The sequence below is a fragment of the Rhizorhapis suberifaciens genome, from assembly GCF_014200045.1.
In the GTDB taxonomy this organism is placed as follows: Bacteria; Pseudomonadota; Alphaproteobacteria; order Sphingomonadales; family Sphingomonadaceae; genus Rhizorhapis; species Rhizorhapis suberifaciens.
This window is the reverse complement of record NZ_JACHOV010000009.1, coordinates 132,013-148,837: the sequence shown is the minus strand read 5'-3', so window position 1 is coordinate 148,837 and position 16,825 is coordinate 132,013. Positions and strand designations below refer to the sequence as shown.

16 protein-coding genes are annotated in these 16,825 nt (G+C 60.9%); 10 read left to right on the top strand and 6 right to left on the bottom strand.

Features of this window, described 5'->3' with window-relative positions; translation table 11 throughout:
• The first annotated feature begins 126 nt into the window (after window positions 1–126).
• Window positions 127–1,242, top strand: a complete 1,116-nt coding sequence (locus HNQ99_RS16915; protein ID WP_184475980.1) for a zinc-binding dehydrogenase — start codon at window positions 127–129, stop codon at window positions 1,240–1,242.
• A 184-nt stretch (window positions 1,243–1,426) separates the two neighbouring features.
• Here the strand turns inward: HNQ99_RS16915 and HNQ99_RS12380 are convergent, their stop codons facing one another.
• Window positions 1,427–2,773, bottom strand: coding sequence for an MFS transporter (locus HNQ99_RS12380; protein ID WP_184475978.1), 1,347 nt, complete (start codon window positions 2,771–2,773; stop codon window positions 1,427–1,429).
• 194 nt (window positions 2,774–2,967) lie between these two features.
• Between HNQ99_RS12380 and HNQ99_RS12375 the strand changes: the two genes are divergently transcribed.
• The 6 genes from HNQ99_RS12375 to HNQ99_RS12350 all read left to right on the top strand — a co-directional run bounded on the left by HNQ99_RS12375 (window position 2,968) and on the right by HNQ99_RS12350 (window position 9,098).
• Window positions 2,968–4,179 carry an acyl-CoA dehydrogenase family protein gene (locus HNQ99_RS12375; protein ID WP_184475976.1) on the top strand — a complete coding sequence of 404 codons (1,212 nt, stop codon included), beginning with the start codon at window positions 2,968–2,970 and terminating at the stop codon, window positions 4,177–4,179.
• Between the two features lie 36 nt (window positions 4,180–4,215).
• Entirely contained in the window at window positions 4,216–5,352 is a 1,137-nt protein-coding gene (locus HNQ99_RS12370) for an acyl-CoA dehydrogenase family protein (protein ID WP_184475974.1), read from the top strand.
• Window positions 5,333–5,833: a nuclear transport factor 2 family protein gene (locus HNQ99_RS12365; RefSeq protein ID WP_184475972.1), complete on the top strand. Its 501-nt coding sequence runs from the start codon at window positions 5,333–5,335 to the stop codon at window positions 5,831–5,833. The genes HNQ99_RS12370 and HNQ99_RS12365 overlap by 20 nt, the downstream gene beginning before the upstream one ends.
• Window positions 5,834–6,192: 359 nt before the next feature.
• Window positions 6,193–7,059 carry an HpcH/HpaI aldolase/citrate lyase family protein gene (locus HNQ99_RS12360; RefSeq protein WP_184476028.1) on the top strand — a complete coding sequence of 289 codons (867 nt, stop codon included), beginning with the start codon at window positions 6,193–6,195 and terminating at the stop codon, window positions 7,057–7,059.
• A 45-nt stretch (window positions 7,060–7,104) separates the two neighbouring features.
• Window positions 7,105–7,863 carry an NADPH-dependent F420 reductase gene (locus tag HNQ99_RS12355; RefSeq protein ID WP_184475970.1) on the top strand — a complete coding sequence of 253 codons (759 nt, stop codon included), beginning with the start codon at window positions 7,105–7,107 and terminating at the stop codon, window positions 7,861–7,863.
• A gap of 41 nt (window positions 7,864–7,904) precedes the next feature.
• Window positions 7,905–9,098, top strand: a complete 1,194-nt coding sequence (locus tag HNQ99_RS12350) for an acyl-CoA dehydrogenase family protein (protein WP_184475968.1) — start codon at window positions 7,905–7,907, stop codon at window positions 9,096–9,098.
• 45 nt (window positions 9,099–9,143) lie between these two features.
• Here HNQ99_RS12350 and HNQ99_RS12345 read toward each other — a convergent pair whose 3' ends face one another.
• The 3 genes from HNQ99_RS12345 to HNQ99_RS12335 form a co-directional block, all read right to left on the bottom strand.
• A complete protein-coding gene (locus HNQ99_RS12345) occupies window positions 9,144–11,207 on the bottom strand; it encodes a 3-hydroxyacyl-CoA dehydrogenase NAD-binding domain-containing protein (RefSeq protein ID WP_184475966.1) in 2,064 nt (687 codons plus the stop codon).
• A 62-nt stretch (window positions 11,208–11,269) separates the two neighbouring features.
• Complete coding sequence (locus tag HNQ99_RS12340) at window positions 11,270–12,007, bottom strand: SDR family NAD(P)-dependent oxidoreductase (RefSeq protein WP_184475963.1); 738 nt, start codon at window positions 12,005–12,007, stop codon at window positions 11,270–11,272.
• A gap of 101 nt (window positions 12,008–12,108) precedes the next feature.
• Window positions 12,109–13,137: an amidohydrolase family protein gene (locus HNQ99_RS12335; RefSeq protein ID WP_184475961.1), complete on the bottom strand. Its 1,029-nt coding sequence runs from the start codon at window positions 13,135–13,137 to the stop codon at window positions 12,109–12,111.
• Between the two features lie 374 nt (window positions 13,138–13,511).
• On the opposite strand from HNQ99_RS12335, the gene HNQ99_RS12330 reads away from it, so the two are divergent.
• The 3 genes from HNQ99_RS12330 (at window position 13,512) to HNQ99_RS12320 (ending at window position 15,974) form a co-directional block, all read left to right on the top strand.
• Window positions 13,512–14,942: an aldehyde dehydrogenase family protein gene (locus HNQ99_RS12330; RefSeq protein WP_184475959.1), complete on the top strand. Its 1,431-nt coding sequence runs from the start codon at window positions 13,512–13,514 to the stop codon at window positions 14,940–14,942.
• Window positions 14,943–15,015: 73 nt separating this feature from the next.
• Entirely contained in the window at window positions 15,016–15,510 is a 495-nt protein-coding gene (locus HNQ99_RS12325) for a MaoC family dehydratase (RefSeq protein ID WP_184475958.1), read from the top strand.
• The gene (locus HNQ99_RS12320) at window positions 15,507–15,974 is read left to right on the top strand and encodes a MaoC family dehydratase (protein ID WP_184475957.1); all 468 of its coding nucleotides are present in this window, start codon (window positions 15,507–15,509) and stop codon (window positions 15,972–15,974) included. Before HNQ99_RS12325 ends, HNQ99_RS12320 begins: the two co-directional genes overlap by 4 nt.
• Window positions 15,975–16,112: 138 nt before the next feature.
• On the opposite strand, the gene HNQ99_RS12315 is transcribed toward HNQ99_RS12320, so the two are convergent.
• Both HNQ99_RS12315 and HNQ99_RS12310 read right to left on the bottom strand, forming a co-directional pair.
• Complete coding sequence (locus HNQ99_RS12315) at window positions 16,113–16,442, bottom strand: hypothetical protein (protein WP_184475956.1); 330 nt, start codon at window positions 16,440–16,442, stop codon at window positions 16,113–16,115.
• Between the two features lie 53 nt (window positions 16,443–16,495).
• Window positions 16,496–16,822: a hypothetical protein gene (locus HNQ99_RS12310; protein WP_184475955.1), complete on the bottom strand. Its 327-nt coding sequence runs from the start codon at window positions 16,820–16,822 to the stop codon at window positions 16,496–16,498.
• Window positions 16,823–16,825: the final 3 nt, after the last annotated feature.

Genomic DNA, 16,825 nt, shown 5'->3' with positions numbered 1-16,825 from the left:
GCCGAGATTACGTATGCGATAACGCCCTGAACATTTAATGGTGATGCTGTAGTGCATCTATGAACACCGAGAATAACGTCTCATATTGTCGAAAATGCCGAAGAACTTGATAGGAGAGTGAGCATCGTGCGTGCAGCAGTGATCCGAGATATTGGCGGAACGTTCGAAATCGCAGACGTCACGCTTTCCGCCCCCGTCGACAAGGAGGTGCTTGTCGAGGTTCGCGCATCGGGGCTGTGCCACAGCGATATCACCGTTGCGAAAACCGGCATGGGCATATCGACACCGATTGTACTCGGCCACGAAATCGCAGGCGTCGTTAAAGCAGTCGGCCCCCTTGTCACGCGCATTCAGGTAGGGGATCATGTCGTCGCCGCCGCGTTGCAGCCCTGTGGCCATTGTCCGGCCTGCCTTCGCGGCAACCTCAACGCATGTTCCAACCCTGGCGCGCTCGACCGCGACGCCTCGGCAGCGGAGTGCAGATTGCATGACGATTGCGGATGCCTCGGCCAACTGCAAGGCTTGGGTGGATTCGCCGAACAGGCTCTGATCCACGAGAACCAACTGGTCCCGATCGACAAGGCGATGCCCTTTCCACAAGCTGCGATAATCGGGTGCGCGGTCGTGACCGGCTGTGGCGCTGTTTTCAACGCCGCCAAGGTTTCTCCGGGACAATCGGTCGTCGTCTTCGGCTGCGGAGGTGTCGGCCTCAATGCTCTCCAGGCAGCGAAGCTGGCGGGCGCAACCAGGATCGTCGGTGTCGATATCCAGCAGGCGAAGCTTGACCTCGCCAGCAAGTTCGGAGCCACGGACGTCGTCAACTCTTCGCAGGCGAGTGCGGTCGACGCGATCCTCGCGCTCACTGGCGGAGCAGGCGTGGATCATGCCTTTGTGATGATCGGAGTGCCGGCAGTCGCGGAGGCGGCCATGGCGGTACTCGGCTTTGGCGGGACAACATATCTGATCGGTGGCATGGCGCCCGGCGCCGAACTGACGCTGCGTCCGTCGCCGATGGAAAGCGGGATACTGCCTCGCCAGCAGGGTGTCCGGGGACTATGGCTCGGCTCGTCGAACTTTTACCACGACATCCCCTTGTATGTGGACCTGTATCTGCGTGGTCAGCTGAACCTTGACGACCTCGTGTCGCGAACCATCGATCTTGACGAAATCAACGAGGCTTATGAGGCGCTGGAACATGGCGGCGTAGCCCGCAGCGTCATAACCTTCCCCGCTGGCGCTTGAACACGTGGCGCTCGACCGTCGTCAGCGCCTGACGACCAGTTCGGGGCAGTTTCCCTACGCTGCCTCCCCGTTAGACGCCGGATGAGAGTATCCGTGCGCAAAAGTGGGAACCGGCTTTGCGCAAGAACGATGCGACAACAACGGACCAGAGCGCGCGGCCCGCGTCAGATTAACGTAACGCGCTCTAGCCATCGTGAGCGCCAAAGACTGGAAATCCGGCGATCGCTTCTCGTTCGAAATCAGCGCGTATCCACCAGAGCAGCAACAAGCCAATGCCGCTGAGGCATGTGCAGACAATCGCCAGGCCCCCGCTCAATCCGTTGGATTGGCTCAACATGCCGCCGACCACGGGGACAACGACCGGAACCGCCCCTGCGCCGAACAAGGTGATGCCCATGTACAGCAGCGCCACGAACGTCGCCCGCATCCGGGCGGGCGCGACCTCCTGCATGGAAATCACGATATTCATGCTGCCACCCAGCGTTCCGACCAGACCCAATCCGATCAACGCCAGCCGAAGTACAGGATCGGACAGGATCGGGCCGATGGCCAGTGACAGAAAGGCCATGGCCACGAAGGCGAAGCTGACCAGAATGACGGCATCGGCGCGTCCTCCCGCTTTTACGCGGGTGGTGAGCCAGGGCGCCCCCATCACTCCGACCACACTCGCCAGGAAAATGACCGGGCCGAATGCCGATCCGGCCTCCACCGCGGACCAGCCGAAATCGCGCTTCAGGGACTCGATCGTCCAGTAATTGAGGGCATAGCTGCATCCTGCGGCCAGGACGGAGCTTAAAAAGAGGCCCGCATACAGCTTCTTGCGGGATGCGATCTGGCGCATGATATCGCCCTTCGCAAGCGCCTGCGCTTGACCAGTCTCGCTGGTCCGCTGCGGTTCGCGCACCACCAGCCAAAACAGGATGGCCAAGGCCAGGGACGGCAAGCCCACCACGAAAAGCACCAGCTGCCAGACCTGCATTTCGATCTGGACGCCACCCGCCTTCACGCCTTCTATGCCGGAAATAACCAGCGCGCCGCCGGAAAAGGCCAAGGGGGCACCGATCAAGCCGGCGGACGTGTACAGGCTGGCAGCCAGGCTGCGCTTTTCGCGCGGAAAAAGGTCGCCGATCATCGAATGCGCAGCCGGGGTCAGCACCGCCTCGCCGGCAGCGAGCCCCAATCGAAGCATGACCAACATGGCGTAACTGGTAGCGAAGCCCGATGCGATGGTGGAAAGGCACCAGATGATCGCACCTGCCACAATCAACTGCTTGCGGTTGCCTCGATCGGCAATGCGCCCCGCGGGAATACCCATAAACGAATAGACCGCCGCAAAAGCCGTACCGATCAGCAGGCCGATCTGCACGTCGCTAAGCTGGAATTGCGCCTTTATCGGGCCGATCAACAGGACGAAAATCTGTCGATCGATAAGCGAAAAGACATAGAGCGCCGACAACATCGAGAGAACCAGCCACGGGCGAGCGCCTGTCCGCAAAAACCTGGGCGCGTCAGTACTGATCGATGCGGGCATATTCTTGTCTCTCCTTCGGCTTTTATGGCTTGTGGCCGACACTAGGCCGCGGCGTGGGCCAGGTCACGCGCGGAGGGATTGCATATGAGATAACACTCGTTGCGGGATAGTCGCGGTCCCGGGGCACTTGCTGCGGCATCCAGATATGGTCATGTTCCGCGCAAACGCACAAAATGAAGATACAGAGGACCAGCATGGACCAGATATTCACGTCAGGCGATGAGGACTTCCGTCGGGAAGTGTCTGATTTCATCGCCAACGAATATCCGCAGTATTTGCGCGAAAAAACGGCGAATAACGAAGAATATAGTCGCGAAGACTATATGACCTGGATGCGTATACTCGCGAATAAGGGCTGGCTCGGATCGAGCTGGCCGACAGAATATGGCGGAACCGGCTGGACCCTGACGCGGCGCTACATCTTCAAGGAGGAACTGGAAGCTGCGGACACCATCCGCGTCTTTTCAATGGGCGTTTCCATGTGCGGCCCGGTGATCCAACGTTTCGGCACCCCGGAACAGAAGGCGCGCTTCCTGCCGCCCATGGTCCGCGCCGAATCCTGGTGGTGCCAAGGATTCAGCGAGCCGGGCGCGGGATCGGATCTGGCAAGCCTACGTACCACGGCGGAACGATTTCGCGGGGAAGATGGCAAGGAATATTACCGTGTCAACGGCCAGAAAACCTGGACCACATTTGCACAATATGCGGATTGGGGATTTTTCCTGGTGCGCACCGACACCACGGTCAAGAAGCAGGAGGGAATATCCTTCCTGCTGATTGACATGGCGAGTCCCGGCCTGACCGTCCGCCCGATCGAGACGCTGGGCGGCGACTGGGAAGTCAATGAAGTGTGGTTGGACGACGTCATCGTGCCGGTCGAAAACCGCATTCACGATGAGAATAAGGGTTGGACCTGCGCGAAATATCTGCTCCAACATGAGCGGTCCAACCTCGCCGAGGTCAGCCGATCCAAGAACCGGATCAAGAAACTGCGGGCGCTGGCGGCCGAGCAACTTAACGGTGATGGCGATCCCCTCATCAAGGTCCCCGCGTTCAGGCGCCAAATCGCTCAGCTGGAGATCGAACTGATGGCTCTTGAAATTTCGGACCTCCGGACGCTGGCGGCGGCTAATGCCGGGCGGGACACGACGCCGCTGCTAAGCATGCTCAAGACGCGCGGCAGCCGCATCGCCCAGCGCGCCACGGAACTGACTATGGAAGCGGCCGGCCCGCATGGGCTGATCGATCACGACGGCAAACCCCCGAGCGCTGATGGCGGGATGAGCGGCCCCCGGCGCGCGAGGCGAGCGGCCGACCAATATCTCAACATGCGCAAAGCCTCCATTTATGGCGGATCCAATGAAATCCAGATGGAAATTATCGCCAAACGGGCGCTCGGACTCTGATCCCGTTTTGACGCTTGCGGCAGATGGATGCGACACATGAATTTTGAATATAGCGAAGAACAGAATATGCTGCGCGAAACGTTGGCAGCTTTCCTTCGTGACCAGTTCAGCATTGAAAAACGTCGCGAGATCGTCAAGGCGGCCCAGGGCTATTCTCCGGAGATTTGGCGCGCGTTCGCAGCGGAACTTGGCTTACTTGCGGCCCCCTTCTCGGAGGCCATTGGCGGTTTCGGCGCCGGGGCGACCGGCAACATGATCATCATGGAAGAATTGGGCAAGGCGCTGTCGGTCGAACCGTGGCTGGAATCCATCGTAATGGCCGAGGCGCTGCTGACGGGCGCGGGGGACGAGGCGCTTCAGGCCGTTATGGCTGGAGAGCGGATCATCATTCCAGCCGTCGACTGGCGGGTTCGCGCTCCGGGCGGCAAGGAATCCATTGCGGCGCGGACAGGCGAGCAGGGCTTTACCCTGACGGGCCATATCCCACTGGTGCGCAATGCCGCCAGAGCGACCCACTTTGTGGTGGCTGCGGATCTTGGCGGCGCTTCCGGCCCCGGACTGTTCCTGGTGCAGGCCGACCTCCCCGGCATGGAGCGCGAAGACGCCAAGCTGGTGGACGGCGGGCGCTGCGTCGACATTACTTTTGCAGACGTCGTGGTCCCGGCCGAGGCAATGATCGCGCAAGGTGAGGATGCAACCAGCAGGCTGGCGGCGGCGTTCGATGCTGGCCTGTCCGCCCTTTGCGCGGAGGCGCTGGGTATTCAGCGCATGTTGCTGGAATGGACCGTAGACTATGCCAAGCAGCGCAAGCAGTTCGGCAAAGCAATCGGTGAATTCCAGGCGCTGCAGCACCGCATGGCGGAAATGTTCATCAAGGTCGAAGAAAGTTTCTCCATGACGATCATGGCCGCCGCCAGTCTTTCTGGCGCGGCCGACAGCCGGGCCCAGTCGGTTTCGGCAGCGAAGGTCCTGATCGACCAATCATCCAGGTTTGTTGGTGAAGCGGCGGTGCAGATCCACGGCGGCATGGGCATGACCAGGGAACTGCCGGTCGCCGATTACTTCACCCGCCTGATCGCGATCTCGCACCAGCTGGGTTCGACGGAATATCATTTCCAGCGCTATGAGGCGGCGTCGTTCGGCGCAGCAGCCGATGTCATTCACCCTGGCTGAGCTTCTGAACAGCGATGACGCGCAGCGGGACGATCCAGTCGCGCGCCGCGCGGCAAAGGCCGCGGTCGCGCGCTTCTATGCAGCGATCGGGCGGCGAGACATGGACGCGCTGCGCGAAGCGCTGACGCCGGACGCTGTGTACGAATTCCCTTTTTCCGAAAGTGGTTCGAGCGATCCCTCCGAATGTCGATGCCTTGTAGGCCCAGAGGCAATCATTGCGTTTTGGCGCGATACGCTCTCGCTCGACATGCGCTTTGGCGCGTTGGAGGATGTCGACCTCTCAATTCTCGCGGACGGAAGCCGGTTGTTCATCGAACAGCGCGGCGACATTACGCTGGCCGACGGCGTGTCCTATCGAAACCGCTACATCTTCCGGTACGATATTCGCGATGGCCGGATCGCGCATGTGCGCGAATATATGAATCCTATCATTTCGGCCCGCGCCTTCGGGCGACCAATCGGCCCGTCAGATGCTCAGTAAGAGCGACCGGCGAAGCTACACAGGACAGGACTATGCGGAACGATCCCGTGATCGCCGATATCGTGCGATCTCCCATGGGACGCGGGGCGGCGATGGCGCTGGTCATGTCCGAAGCCACGGCGTCGCAGCTGGGGTTGAAGCCTCATCGAAAATCCGATGCTCAACGGCGAGACGATCCGGCTCAACGGCGCCATCCGCATGCCTCCGCGATAATCACGCGAGCACGGCGACGGCGCCATTACTGATGCAATCAACGCGATCCGGATGGTCGATTGGGCTTGCTAAACGGCGGCGCCGCGCCCCTAGAATGTCAGCTCACTGCAGTTGATAGACACCCTCAAGGAGCATTTGTGTCTGAAATGGAATATAAGCCGGTTCGCAGCGTACTGTACATGCCTGCCTCTAACGCCAAGGCGATCGCCAAGGCGCGCAGCTTGGATTGTGACGCTGTCATCCTCGACCTTGAAGATGCGGTCGCGCCGGATGAAAAGGCCGATGCCCGCGCACGCGCGCTGGAGGCGGTTCGCGAAGGCGGCTTTGGTCATCGGGAAGTAGTGGTGCGCGTCAACAGCCTCGATACCCCATGGGGCCGCGCGGATATGGAAGCCGTCGCTGCGTCCTCCGTCGCACCCGACGCGATCCTGGCACCCAAAATTTCCACGGCTGGCGACGTCCGGGCTTATAACGCCCTGATGGCATCGCTCCCTCCCCGCACCCGCCTGTGGATCATGATCGAAACCGCCCGGTCGATCTTCAACCTGCGCGACATTTCCGACGCCGCGCAGGAGACTCGCCTGGCTGCCTTCGTCATGGGCACCAACGATCTTTGCAAGGAAACCAATGCCCGCCTGGTTGCCGGCCGCGCCGCGCTGGCGCCGCAACTATGTCTGGCGGTGACGGCCGCGAAGATGGCAGGCCTGACGATCATCGACGGGGTCTACAATGATTTGGAGAACGCTCCGGGGCTGGAGGCGGAATGCCGGCAGGCACTGGAATTCGGTTTCGACGGCAAAACGCTGATCCATCCAGGCCAGATCGAGACCGCAAACACCGTCTTTTCCCCGACAGAGGCCGAGATCGGCTTCGCGACGGCGGTTATCGACGCCTTTGCCAAGCCAGAGAACGCCAGTTCCGGCGTGCTGCGGGTGGACGGCAAGATGGTGGAACTGCTGCATCTGGAACAGTGCCGAAGGCTGGTGGCCATGGCCCGATCGCTGGTCCGATAAGGCGCCGCTTGAGACGCGGATCATAACCGAAGGAGAGTATAGGCCATGAAGATTGGCATGATCGGCGTAGGCAAGATCGGCGGCATACTGGCAAAAAAATATGCCGCAGCAGGCCATGAGGTGACCATCTCGAACTCGCGCGGCGCAGACAGCCTGACCGATCTCGCCGCCGAATTGGGCGCACGTGCCGGCTCGATCGCCGAAGCGGTGGACGGAGCGGATGTGGTTTTCATCTCAATCCCGCAGATGAATATTCCCGCGCTGCCCGCCGACTTGTTCTCCAAGGCCGGCGATGATCTGGTGATCGTGGATACCGGCAACTACATGCCCCATCGCGACCCTCCGATCGAGGAGATTGAGGCAGGGGAAGTGGAAAGCGTGTGGGTGTCCCGCCATCTGGGACACCCGGTCATCAAGGCCTATAACAGCATCTTGGCAGAAAGTCTGCGCGACGAAGGCAGGCCTGCAGCTACGCCCGGACGCATCGCCCTGCCTGTGGCGGGCGATGACCCCCGCGCCAAGCGGACCATCATGGATCTGGTCGATCTTTCGGGCTTCGACCCCTTCGACGCCGGCGCTCTGGCGGAATCATGGCGGCAGCAGCCGGGTACGGCCGCCTATTGCACGGATCTGACATTGGCGGAGCTGCCAAATGCGCTGGCAGCGGCGAACCGCGCAGCTGCTCCGGCGATCCGCGACGCCTTCACCAAGGAACTGCTCGAAGGTTGGGAAACCGCCAAACCGGGCGACCGGGTGAAGATCATCCGCCGCTACCACGCCAACGACAGCGTCCCTCCGGTTTGAAACCGAGCACAGCCGCCAGGCAGCATCGAAGGCACCCGAAAATGGATACGCAGCAGGCAACCGGTTTCGCGTGCGGCATGACCGAAGAGCGGCTCATGATACAACAGCTTGCTCGTGACTTCACGCGCAACGAAGTGCGTCCACTGGCGGATCGACTGGATCCAGAAAAGGCCGATTTCCCGCCTGAGCTGATCGACCGCATGGGCGAGCTCGGCTTCTTCGGCATTCTCATCCCGGAGGAGCTGGGCGGCCTCGGCCTTGGCGCCTATGAATATTGCCTTGTCACCGAAGAACTGGCCAAGGGCTGGATGAGCGTCGCCAGCTTGCCCGCGCGCGGCAACGCCTTCTATCGCGGTGTCAGCGGGTCCGCTAAGGAAAAGAACCGGAAAATAGCGGCGATGGCGCAGGGCCGCTACCTGGGGGCAGCTGCCTTGTCCGAGCCTGGCGCAGGTTCGGACCTGTCCGGTGTATCTTGTCGTGCCCGCCGTGAAGGCGACGACTGGGTCATTACCGGCAACAAATATTGGTGCACTTTTGCCGATGGCGCGGATTTCATTCGTGTCCTTTGCCGTATCGACGATGAGAGCGGCGGCAAGGCAGGCACCATCAGCCTGAACGTCGATAAACCGCGCGGTGAATTGCCTCAAGGCGTCACCGGTTCGCCGATCCCGAAGATAGGCTATTTCGGGTGGAAGACGTGGGAACTATATTTTGACGGTGTGCGCGTGCGCGCCGATCCGGAAGCGGCGGATACGGGGCGCGCGTTTCAGAACACCGCCCACGCCCTTGAACTGGCGCGCGCGCAGACCGGCGCCAGATCCATCGGCCTGGCGCAGGCGGCACTGGACCATGCCGTCGCCTATGCGCACGAACGCGTGCAATTCGGGCAGCCGATTTCGGATTTCCAGGCGATCCGCTTCAAGATTGCGACGATGGCCACCAAAGTCGAGGCCGCGCGCCAACTGCTGTACCATGTCTGTGAGGAAATCGACGCTGGCCGTCCCGCCAAGGTCAAAACCTCCATGATCAAATATCTTGCCGCCGAAATGGCCGAAGAAGTCACGAGCGAAGCAATGCAAATCGTCGGCGGCGCGGCTTACACCACGCTCCATCCGATCGAACGCTTTTGGCGCGATGCCCGATTGACCAAGATCTTTGAAGGCACGTCGGAAATTCAGCTGCGCATCATTTCGGATGCGATGCTCGGTAAGCCGGTGGGCAAGAAAGAGGGATGAGTACCGCTACGGCGGCCCGCGCTGCGGCGGCCGCCGAGTGCGCGGTCAGCCGGTAAAACTGCCGCCGGATTCAGCCTTTTCCACCAGCAGGCGCGCCGGATCGAAGCGGGGACCATATTCTTGCGCGAGCTTGCGCAATTTGGCAACGATCCGGGGCAGGCCCACCTGATCCGCCCAGAACATCGGCCCTCCGGTGTAGAGCGGCCAGGCGTAGCCCAGAATGCAGGCGACATCGATATCCGATGCCCGCAACGCGATGCCGTCCTCAAGGATGCGCGCGCCTTCATTGACCACCGGGTAGAGAAGCCGGGCGATGATTTCATCCTCGCTCAGCGGCGGACGCTGCGCGATGCCACGCTCGGCGGCGACTTCCGCGATGATGCTGGCGACCAGTGGCGAAGGCGAGGCTTTGCGGTTTTCGTCATAATCGTAAAAGCCCGCATTCGCCTTCTGTCCGCGCCGTCCGGCATCGAGCAGGTCCTGCTTGACGGTGCGGAACGGCTCCTTGCGGTTGATGACATCCAGGCCGACCAAATCCAGCGTGGCGAACGGTCCCATGGGGAAGCCGAAGTCATACACAGCCTTGTCCACAGCTTGCGGAGAGGTGCCCTCCAATATCAGCGCGTCGGCCTGCTCGCGTCGCGGCGTCATGATCCGGTTCGCGATGAAGCCGTCGCAGACGCCGCTGACGACCGGAACCTTGCCGATCTGCCCCGCGACTTGCAGCGCCGTCACCAGCACCTGATCGGATGTCCGAGCGCCGCGCACGATCTCCAGCAGCCGCATGACATTGGCCGGGGAGAAAAAGTGCAGGCCGACCACTGCTTCAGGACGGCTGGTCGCCCGCGCGATCTGATCGAGATCGAGGAAGGAGGTGTTGCTGGCCAGGATCGCCCCTGGCTTGGCGACCTTATCCAGCTTGGCGAAGATATCCTGCTTGACGTCCATTCGCTCAAACACGGCCTCGATCACCAGATCGACATCCGAAAGCGCCGTGATGTCGACCGACGGGATGATCAGCGCCATGCACTTTTCCACCTCTGCGTTCGTCAGGCGACCGCGTTTCGCGCTGTTCTCGTAATTCTTCCGGATGATGCCAATGCCGCGGTCCAGCGCCTCGCGCGACATTTCCACCAGTGTGACGGGGATGCCGGCACTCAGGAAATTCATCGTGATGCCGCCGCCCATGGTGCCGGCCCCGATCACCCCCACGCGGGCGATCGGCAGAGCCGGACAATCCTTGGCCAGGCCCGGCACCTTGCCTGTTTGTCGCTCGGCAAAGAAATAATAGCGCTGCGCCGCGCTTTGCACGGAATCCCGCAGTTCCTCGAACAACTGCCGCTCACGCGCCATACCCTCGTCGAATGGAAGTGCGACGGCCGCTTCCACAGCCTTGATAATATTTTCGGGCGCCATGAAGCCGCGCGCGGTCTTTGCCGACTTGGCCCGTGCGGCGGCGAATATCTCGGGCTTGTCCTTGAACGGGTCGATCTGGTCGCGTCTATCCCTGATCTTCACCAGCGGCTTGTTGTCCGCCAGCACCGATCGGGCGAATTCCACGGCGCCGTCCAGAAGTGCATCTTCGGCGACGATCTTGTCGACCACGCCAAGCCCCAACGCTTCGTCCGCGCCGATCGAGCGGCCGGAAAGCATCAGGTCCATGGCCAGTTCCGGCCCGACGATGCGGGGCAGGCGCTGGGTGCCGCCGGCTCCGGGCAGGAGGCCCAGCTTGACTTCGGGCAAGCCGATCCGGGCGCTCGGCACGCTGACGCGATAATTGCAGACGAGCGCGAATTCACAGCCCCCGCCCAGCGCCGTTCCGTGGATCGCGGCGATCACCGGTTTACCGGCATTTTCGACGCCAGCGAACACAGCGCCCAGCAGCGGCGCCTCGGGCGGCTTGCCGAATTCGGAAATGTCCGCTCCGGCAAAGAATGTCTTCCCTGCGCAGATTACTACGATCGCCTTGACGTCATCGTCCGCCTTGAGCTGGCTGAACATGTCATCGAGCCCACGGCGCACGGCGATGCCGAATGCGTTCACCGGCGGCGAATTGACCGTGATGATCCCGATGTCGCCGCGCTTTTCCTGAAACACCACGTTGTTCATAATTACTCCTAAATTCCTTGCGCTGGGGGCATGGCGGCACCGGCTGACTGCCGCCGAGCGGATCACGTAAGCGTTCTGCCACCGTCGGCGATGATCGTCTGGCCCACAATGTAACTCGACATCGGCGAGGCTAGGAACATCGCGATCGAAGCGATCTCAGCCGGGCTGGCAAGACGGTTCAGCGGTATGCCCTTCAGGCGCGCGGCCAAACGCTCTGGATTTTCAGTGGTAACCGCGATCATCTTGGTCTCGACTAGGCCCGGGGCGATGCCATTGACACGGATGCCATCGCGCGCCCATGCGGCACCCAGCACGCGCGTCAGGTGGATAAGGCCAGCCTTCGATGCGGAATAAGCCGGGTTGGCGATTGTCGCTCGAACGCCGCCTACCGAACTGATGGTGATGATGCTCCCGGAACTGACGGAAAGCAGCGGCTTCAGCCGCGCGGCGCAGTCCATCATGGAATTGAGGTTGATGTCGACGATACGGCGGAACGTCTCCGGCTCGAACTCCTGCCGGCGGTACGCAACCGACCCTTGCGACAGAACCAACACGTCGAGCCGTTCCACGGCGGGCTGCCAGGTGGCCACCGAATCGGCATCCCCCACGATCAGTTGCGAATAGGCGAGACCTTCAAAGCTGTCGGCTTCATCGGGCCCATAGTCTGCGGCGGAAGCGCGCGTGCCGGTGACCAGAACATCGGCGCCTGCGTCGCGAAAGGCGCGAGCGGTTGCGTTGCCGATACCGCTGGAGCCGCCGACGACGATCACCTGCTTGCCAGCGAAGTTCAGATTGTCCATTCCCATTCCAGTTCGTTCCATCCGGGCAGCGCCCCGGAATATGGATGTGGCCGGCCGGCGAAAGACCATCCGGGCACATCATTGCTAGAGTACAGACCCTGTTACGCGGGGTCCTGCAGATTATAGACCTTGGCCGCTGTGCCGTGGAACAGGGCCGCGCGCTCATCCGGACTGTAACGGTTCGCCAGAATGCGGTGCGCGTTCCAAAGCACGCCATAGGAAATGCCAAGTCGGTCGCGCGGGAAGTTGCTGGTGAACATGCACCGTTCGGGCCCGAAAAGTTCGATGGTCGGGATGTAATGATCCTCCATCGCATCCGCCGCCTGCTGCGAGGTCGGCGGCGTCGGGTGATCATCGAAAGCGCGCCCCGAAAAGCCCATCAACAAGCCCGAAACCTTCACATAGACATTAGGGTAGCGGGCAAGATCGGTCATCATCGCCAGCCAGTGCTGATAGGTTTCCTGGAGCTTGTCCTTGAAGCGCCCGGTATAGATCGGAATGCCGACATGATTGAGGATGATAGGCAGATCCGGCACCTTTTCCGCGAGGGCCGCGACATAGGGAATCTGGGGATGGAATACCGCCGCGTCCCAGGTCAGCTTGTGATCCAGCAGCCGCTTCGCTCCGGCGACGAAAGCCGGATCGGCGAGCAGGTCAACGGGCGCTTCATAGGGCAAGGTGATTTCGGGATCGCTCATCGTCCACGAACGCACGCCGCGCAGCCGACCCTTTGCGGCCTCCCGATGAGCGGCGAGCACATCGTCCAGCCGCTCGCCCAGGGTGAGATCGGCAGCGCAGATAATGCCCTCGGACAGGCGCGGACCGGCCGGGTCGCGCTGCTGCGACTCTTCACCGACCCGCGTCGCCGCCCGTGTTTCGGCCACGGCCTGCAACTCGGCCGGGGCGGCGGCGTCGACGAAGGTCTTGTACGCCTCGCAATGGACGGTCGACACGACCTTATGACCTGAATCATGAATTTCCTTGAGGAATTCCTCGGTCATGAAGCCGCCCATGGTGGCGCGGCGGACGGGATCGTCATACAGATGGCAATGCGGATCGATGATCGGCAGATCCGGGTCGATGGGTGCCTCTTGCACAAGACTCAGCCACTCGGGCTTATACTGGGCCATCTTCAACTCCTTTCCCATTGCGGCGGCAGACCGCTTGTCCGCATTTCTTGGCTGCGATGATTGCTACGCCACGGGGGTGCATGGCAAGCGCACCACCTGAAGCTATTACAGGTGCATTGAGTCCGATCCCCGTCCTGGCTCTGGCGCGGGAACGCGCCAGGCACCGGCATGAATCTGCTTCTGAAATTTCCTGCGCGCCAGCGGGCAGCCGCCATATTATGGATGAAATTTACAGCAACCAGCCCGAACGAAGATTGCCAATCCAGCCATTATCAAGGATCACCGATCAAGGATTGCGTCCATTGGCGGCAGTTCATACTGCCAAAAGAAAAAGCCGGCATGTTGGGCCGGGCTAGAGCAGATCAGGAGACATGATGTTCCGGCATCTCCATTTCATCGGACAGGATATCGAGCCGGATACCGGCCGTTTCATCGACAAGATCTCGCCCTCGTCAGGCCAGAAGATCGGTGAAGTGGCTGTCGGCTCTGCCACGGATGTCGACCGGGCCGTGCAACATGCGTCGCAGGCCTTTCCCGCCTGGCGTAACCAGCATCCCATGGCGCGCGGGCGCATCCTGAATGCTATCGCCGCAAAATTGCGGGAACAGATCGACCGTTTCGCCGAAATCGAAGGTCTCGAAACCGGCAAGCCAGCGTGGCAGTCCCCGATCGAGATCGAGAGCGTAGCCAAATATTTTGAGTTCTACGCCGGTCTGGTCAGCATCGGCCATGGCGAAATCATCGATCTTGGTCCAGCCTATCATTCCTACACGTTACGCGAACCGTTTGGCGTCGTAGGCGTGATCCTGCCCTGGAACGCGCCATTGCAGCAGGCAGCGCGCGCCATTGCGCCGGCGCTGGCCGCCGGCAATGTGGTGGTGAGCAAACCCTCGGAAGAAACTCCCGGATCGCTGGCCATGCTGGCGCGGGTCGCCGTGGAGGAATGCGGACTGCCGGCCGGCGTGCTGAACGTCGTGCAGGGACTGGGGAAAGAGGCTGGGGCGGCTCTTGTCAGCCATCCGCTGGTGCGCAAAGTCGCCTTCACCGGCAGCCTGCGTGCCGGAATGGAGGTTGGCAAGATCGCGGCTGAGCGCATCATTCCGCTCACGCTTGAACTGGGCGGCAAATCGGCCAACATCGTGTTCGCCAATGCCGACATGGAGTCCGCCGTGGCCGGGGCTATCAGAGCCTTCAGTGTGAATGCCGGCCAGATCTGCCTCGCCGGCACGCGGTTGCTAGTCGAGGAATCGATCAACGACGCCTTTGTCGCGCGACTGGTCGCTGCCGTCGAGGCATTGAAGGTCGGGCCGCAGCCAGACGCCTATGTGGGCGCGATAACGACCGCCGCCCAGTTCGAGAAAGTTCAGGCCTACATTGCCGTGGGCGTCGAGGAGGGAGCAACGCTGGCCGCCGGTGGCAGGGTTTTGAAAGCGGAAGAAAGCCAGGGCGGCTGGTATGTCCGCCCCGCCATATTCACCAACGCCCGTCCCGACATGAGGATCGCGACCGAGGAAATCTTCGGCCCGGTCTTGACCGTGTTGCCCTTCAAGGATGAAGCAGACGCGGTTCGTATCGCCAATGACAGCAATTACGGACTGGCCGCCGGCATCTGGACCCGCGACCTGGGTTGCGCGCACCGCGTCGCATCGCAACTGGAGGCCGGACAGATCTACATCAACGAATATATGGCAGGCGGCGTCGAAACGCCGCTCGGCGGCTATAAGCAGAGCGGATACGGCCGCGAAAAAGGCGTCGAGGCGCTACACCATTATACGCAGCTGAAATGTATCACGATCAAGCTCTGACTTCGGAACAGAGCCGATCCCTCTTCACCCTGAAGGTGCGGCGCATGACAGGCCGCCAGAGCGGGATATATCCATGTCAAAGGCGATCATAGAAAAGGCGGTCCTTTGGAAAAAGGGCAATCTCTACGAAGACTTTTTCGTTGGGCAAAAGTTCGACCACCATTGGGGCCGCACGATAACGGAAAGCGACAACACCCTTTTCACCACTATCACGCTGTCCTTCGTGCCGCTTTACTTCAACCGGGCCTATGCGAGGCAGCAGGGTCACCCCGACATCGTGCTCAACCCACAACTGGTGTTCAACGTCGCGCTGGGCCTGTCGGTCGAGGATTGCAGCGAAGCCGGCGGGCCCTTTCTGGGGGTCTATGATCTTCGCTACCACCGCCCCGCCTATCCGGGCGTGACACTGACCGCGAGCAGCAGCACGGTCGAGGCGCGGATTTCGGGCAGCAATCCCGCTTTTGGCATCGTCACATGGGAGACAGAGGGTCGCGATCAGGATGGCAATCTGCTGGTCAGCTTCCGCCGATCAAATCTGGTTCGCCGACGGGAAGGAAATGATCAATGAGCGCTGATACGCACCTGACCGGCGGCAAGAACTATTTCGAAGATTTCGAGATAGGCGCCGTCATCCGCCATGCGCGAGGCAAAACAGTTTCCAATCTGGAAAATGTGCTGATCACCAATCTCGTCATGAACAGCGCGGACGCGCATTTCAACGAAGACAAAATGTCCCGTACCCCGTTCGGTCAGGTCGTGTCCTATGGTGGCGTGAACTTTTCGATCGTCCTGGGGCTGGCGGCGCAGGATTGTTGCGAGAACGCCATTGCGGAACTCGGACTGGACAATATCCGCCTGACGAGGTCCGTTTTTCACGGCGATACGCTCTATGCCTATACCGAGGTTCTAGAAAAGTCGGACTCCGATCGGCCCGACGCGGGCATCATCCTATACCGTCACTACGGCGTGAATCAGAAACAGGAGATTGTCGCTCAAGTCGATCGCAAGGTCTTGCTGAAGCGGCGTCCTTGATGGGGGACGCGACAGTGGCTGACGGGAAATGCGTCAGCCTCCTATCCATAAAATACTTTACGGCCGTCTCTGCCGGCTATCCCAATTCGCCGTCATCCTGGAGCAGGGCAGCAGCCTGCCCCGCTCCAGGAAAAAAGTTCAATCGACCGGGATTGTAATGACATGCGGAATTTCGAACGAGGCGATGTAATCCGATATCGTGTTCGCCGCTATCCGATCGGGGCTGTTGAGATAATCGAGATTCTGGCTGACGAAGTCGTCATCGCGGCTGACCGCCCAGATGAAGCGGTGTCCGGGAATATCGGCGACGGCGAATTCGACCTTGAACCCGGCAGCCCGGCGGAGCTTTACAATTTTTCTCCAGCGGCTCAAAAAATGCGGCCAGCCGTCCTTCTTGACCTCGTAAACCTTGAGTTCGACGGTGGGCCCTTCCTTGAGTGCCTCAAGCGATGGAAAGCTGTTGCTCATATAAACCTCGGCAAATTGAAGATGTCATCGGGTGATCGAGTTAGGACGCAAGATCAGGCTGGCTGTTCTTCGGGCGACGCGGCAAAGGCGTCGTAGCGGGAGCCTGCCCACAGACACATGGGCAATTTAGGAAATTTGCCGAGGTAGAAGCGGTTCGCGAGGTCGAAGCCCTTCTCATATCTGTGGATCCAGATCAGGCGATTGTTGGCCAGATCGGCGCACGCGTAGATGATCTTGAAGCCCTCGGGCTTATAGTCGGCAAACGCTTCCTGAAAAGCGGCGATAGCCTCCTCCATCCGGCCTGGCTGGACGTGGTTTATATTGACTTCGATCTTCGATCCGTCGTCGATCAGGCCCAGCGCGGCAGGGTCAAAATCCATGTT

Bases quoted from the DNA above. Each gene is read 5' to 3' on its own strand.
- HNQ99_RS12320 (WP_184475957.1), top strand. From the start codon at position 15,507: ATGAGCGCTGATACGCACCTGACCGGCGGCAAGAACTATTTCGAAGAT.
- HNQ99_RS12345 (WP_184475966.1), bottom strand. From the start codon at position 11,207: ATGAACAACGTGGTGTTTCAGGAAAAGCGCGGCGACATCGGGATCATC.
- HNQ99_RS12375 (WP_184475976.1), top strand. From the start codon at position 2,968: ATGGACCAGATATTCACGTCAGGCGATGAGGACTTCCGTCGGGAAGTG.
- HNQ99_RS12330 (WP_184475959.1), top strand. From the start codon at position 13,512: ATGTTCCGGCATCTCCATTTCATCGGACAGGATATCGAGCCGGATACC.
- HNQ99_RS12335 (WP_184475961.1), bottom strand. From the start codon at position 13,137: ATGGCCCAGTATAAGCCCGAGTGGCTGAGTCTTGTGCAAGAGGCACCC.
- HNQ99_RS12310 (WP_184475955.1), bottom strand. From the start codon at position 16,822: ATGGATTTTGACCCTGCCGCGCTGGGCCTGATCGACGACGGATCGAAG.
- HNQ99_RS12370 (WP_184475974.1), top strand. From the start codon at position 4,216: ATGAATTTTGAATATAGCGAAGAACAGAATATGCTGCGCGAAACGTTG.
- HNQ99_RS12315 (WP_184475956.1), bottom strand. From the start codon at position 16,442: ATGAGCAACAGCTTTCCATCGCTTGAGGCACTCAAGGAAGGGCCCACC.
- HNQ99_RS12360 (WP_184476028.1), top strand. From the start codon at position 6,193: ATGGAATATAAGCCGGTTCGCAGCGTACTGTACATGCCTGCCTCTAAC.
- HNQ99_RS12365 (WP_184475972.1), top strand. From the start codon at position 5,333: ATGTCATTCACCCTGGCTGAGCTTCTGAACAGCGATGACGCGCAGCGG.
- HNQ99_RS12380 (WP_184475978.1), bottom strand. From the start codon at position 2,773: ATGCCCGCATCGATCAGTACTGACGCGCCCAGGTTTTTGCGGACAGGC.
- HNQ99_RS12340 (WP_184475963.1), bottom strand. From the start codon at position 12,007: ATGGACAATCTGAACTTCGCTGGCAAGCAGGTGATCGTCGTCGGCGGC.
- HNQ99_RS12355 (WP_184475970.1), top strand. From the start codon at position 7,105: ATGAAGATTGGCATGATCGGCGTAGGCAAGATCGGCGGCATACTGGCA.
- HNQ99_RS12350 (WP_184475968.1), top strand. From the start codon at position 7,905: ATGGATACGCAGCAGGCAACCGGTTTCGCGTGCGGCATGACCGAAGAG.
- HNQ99_RS12325 (WP_184475958.1), top strand. From the start codon at position 15,016: ATGTCAAAGGCGATCATAGAAAAGGCGGTCCTTTGGAAAAAGGGCAAT.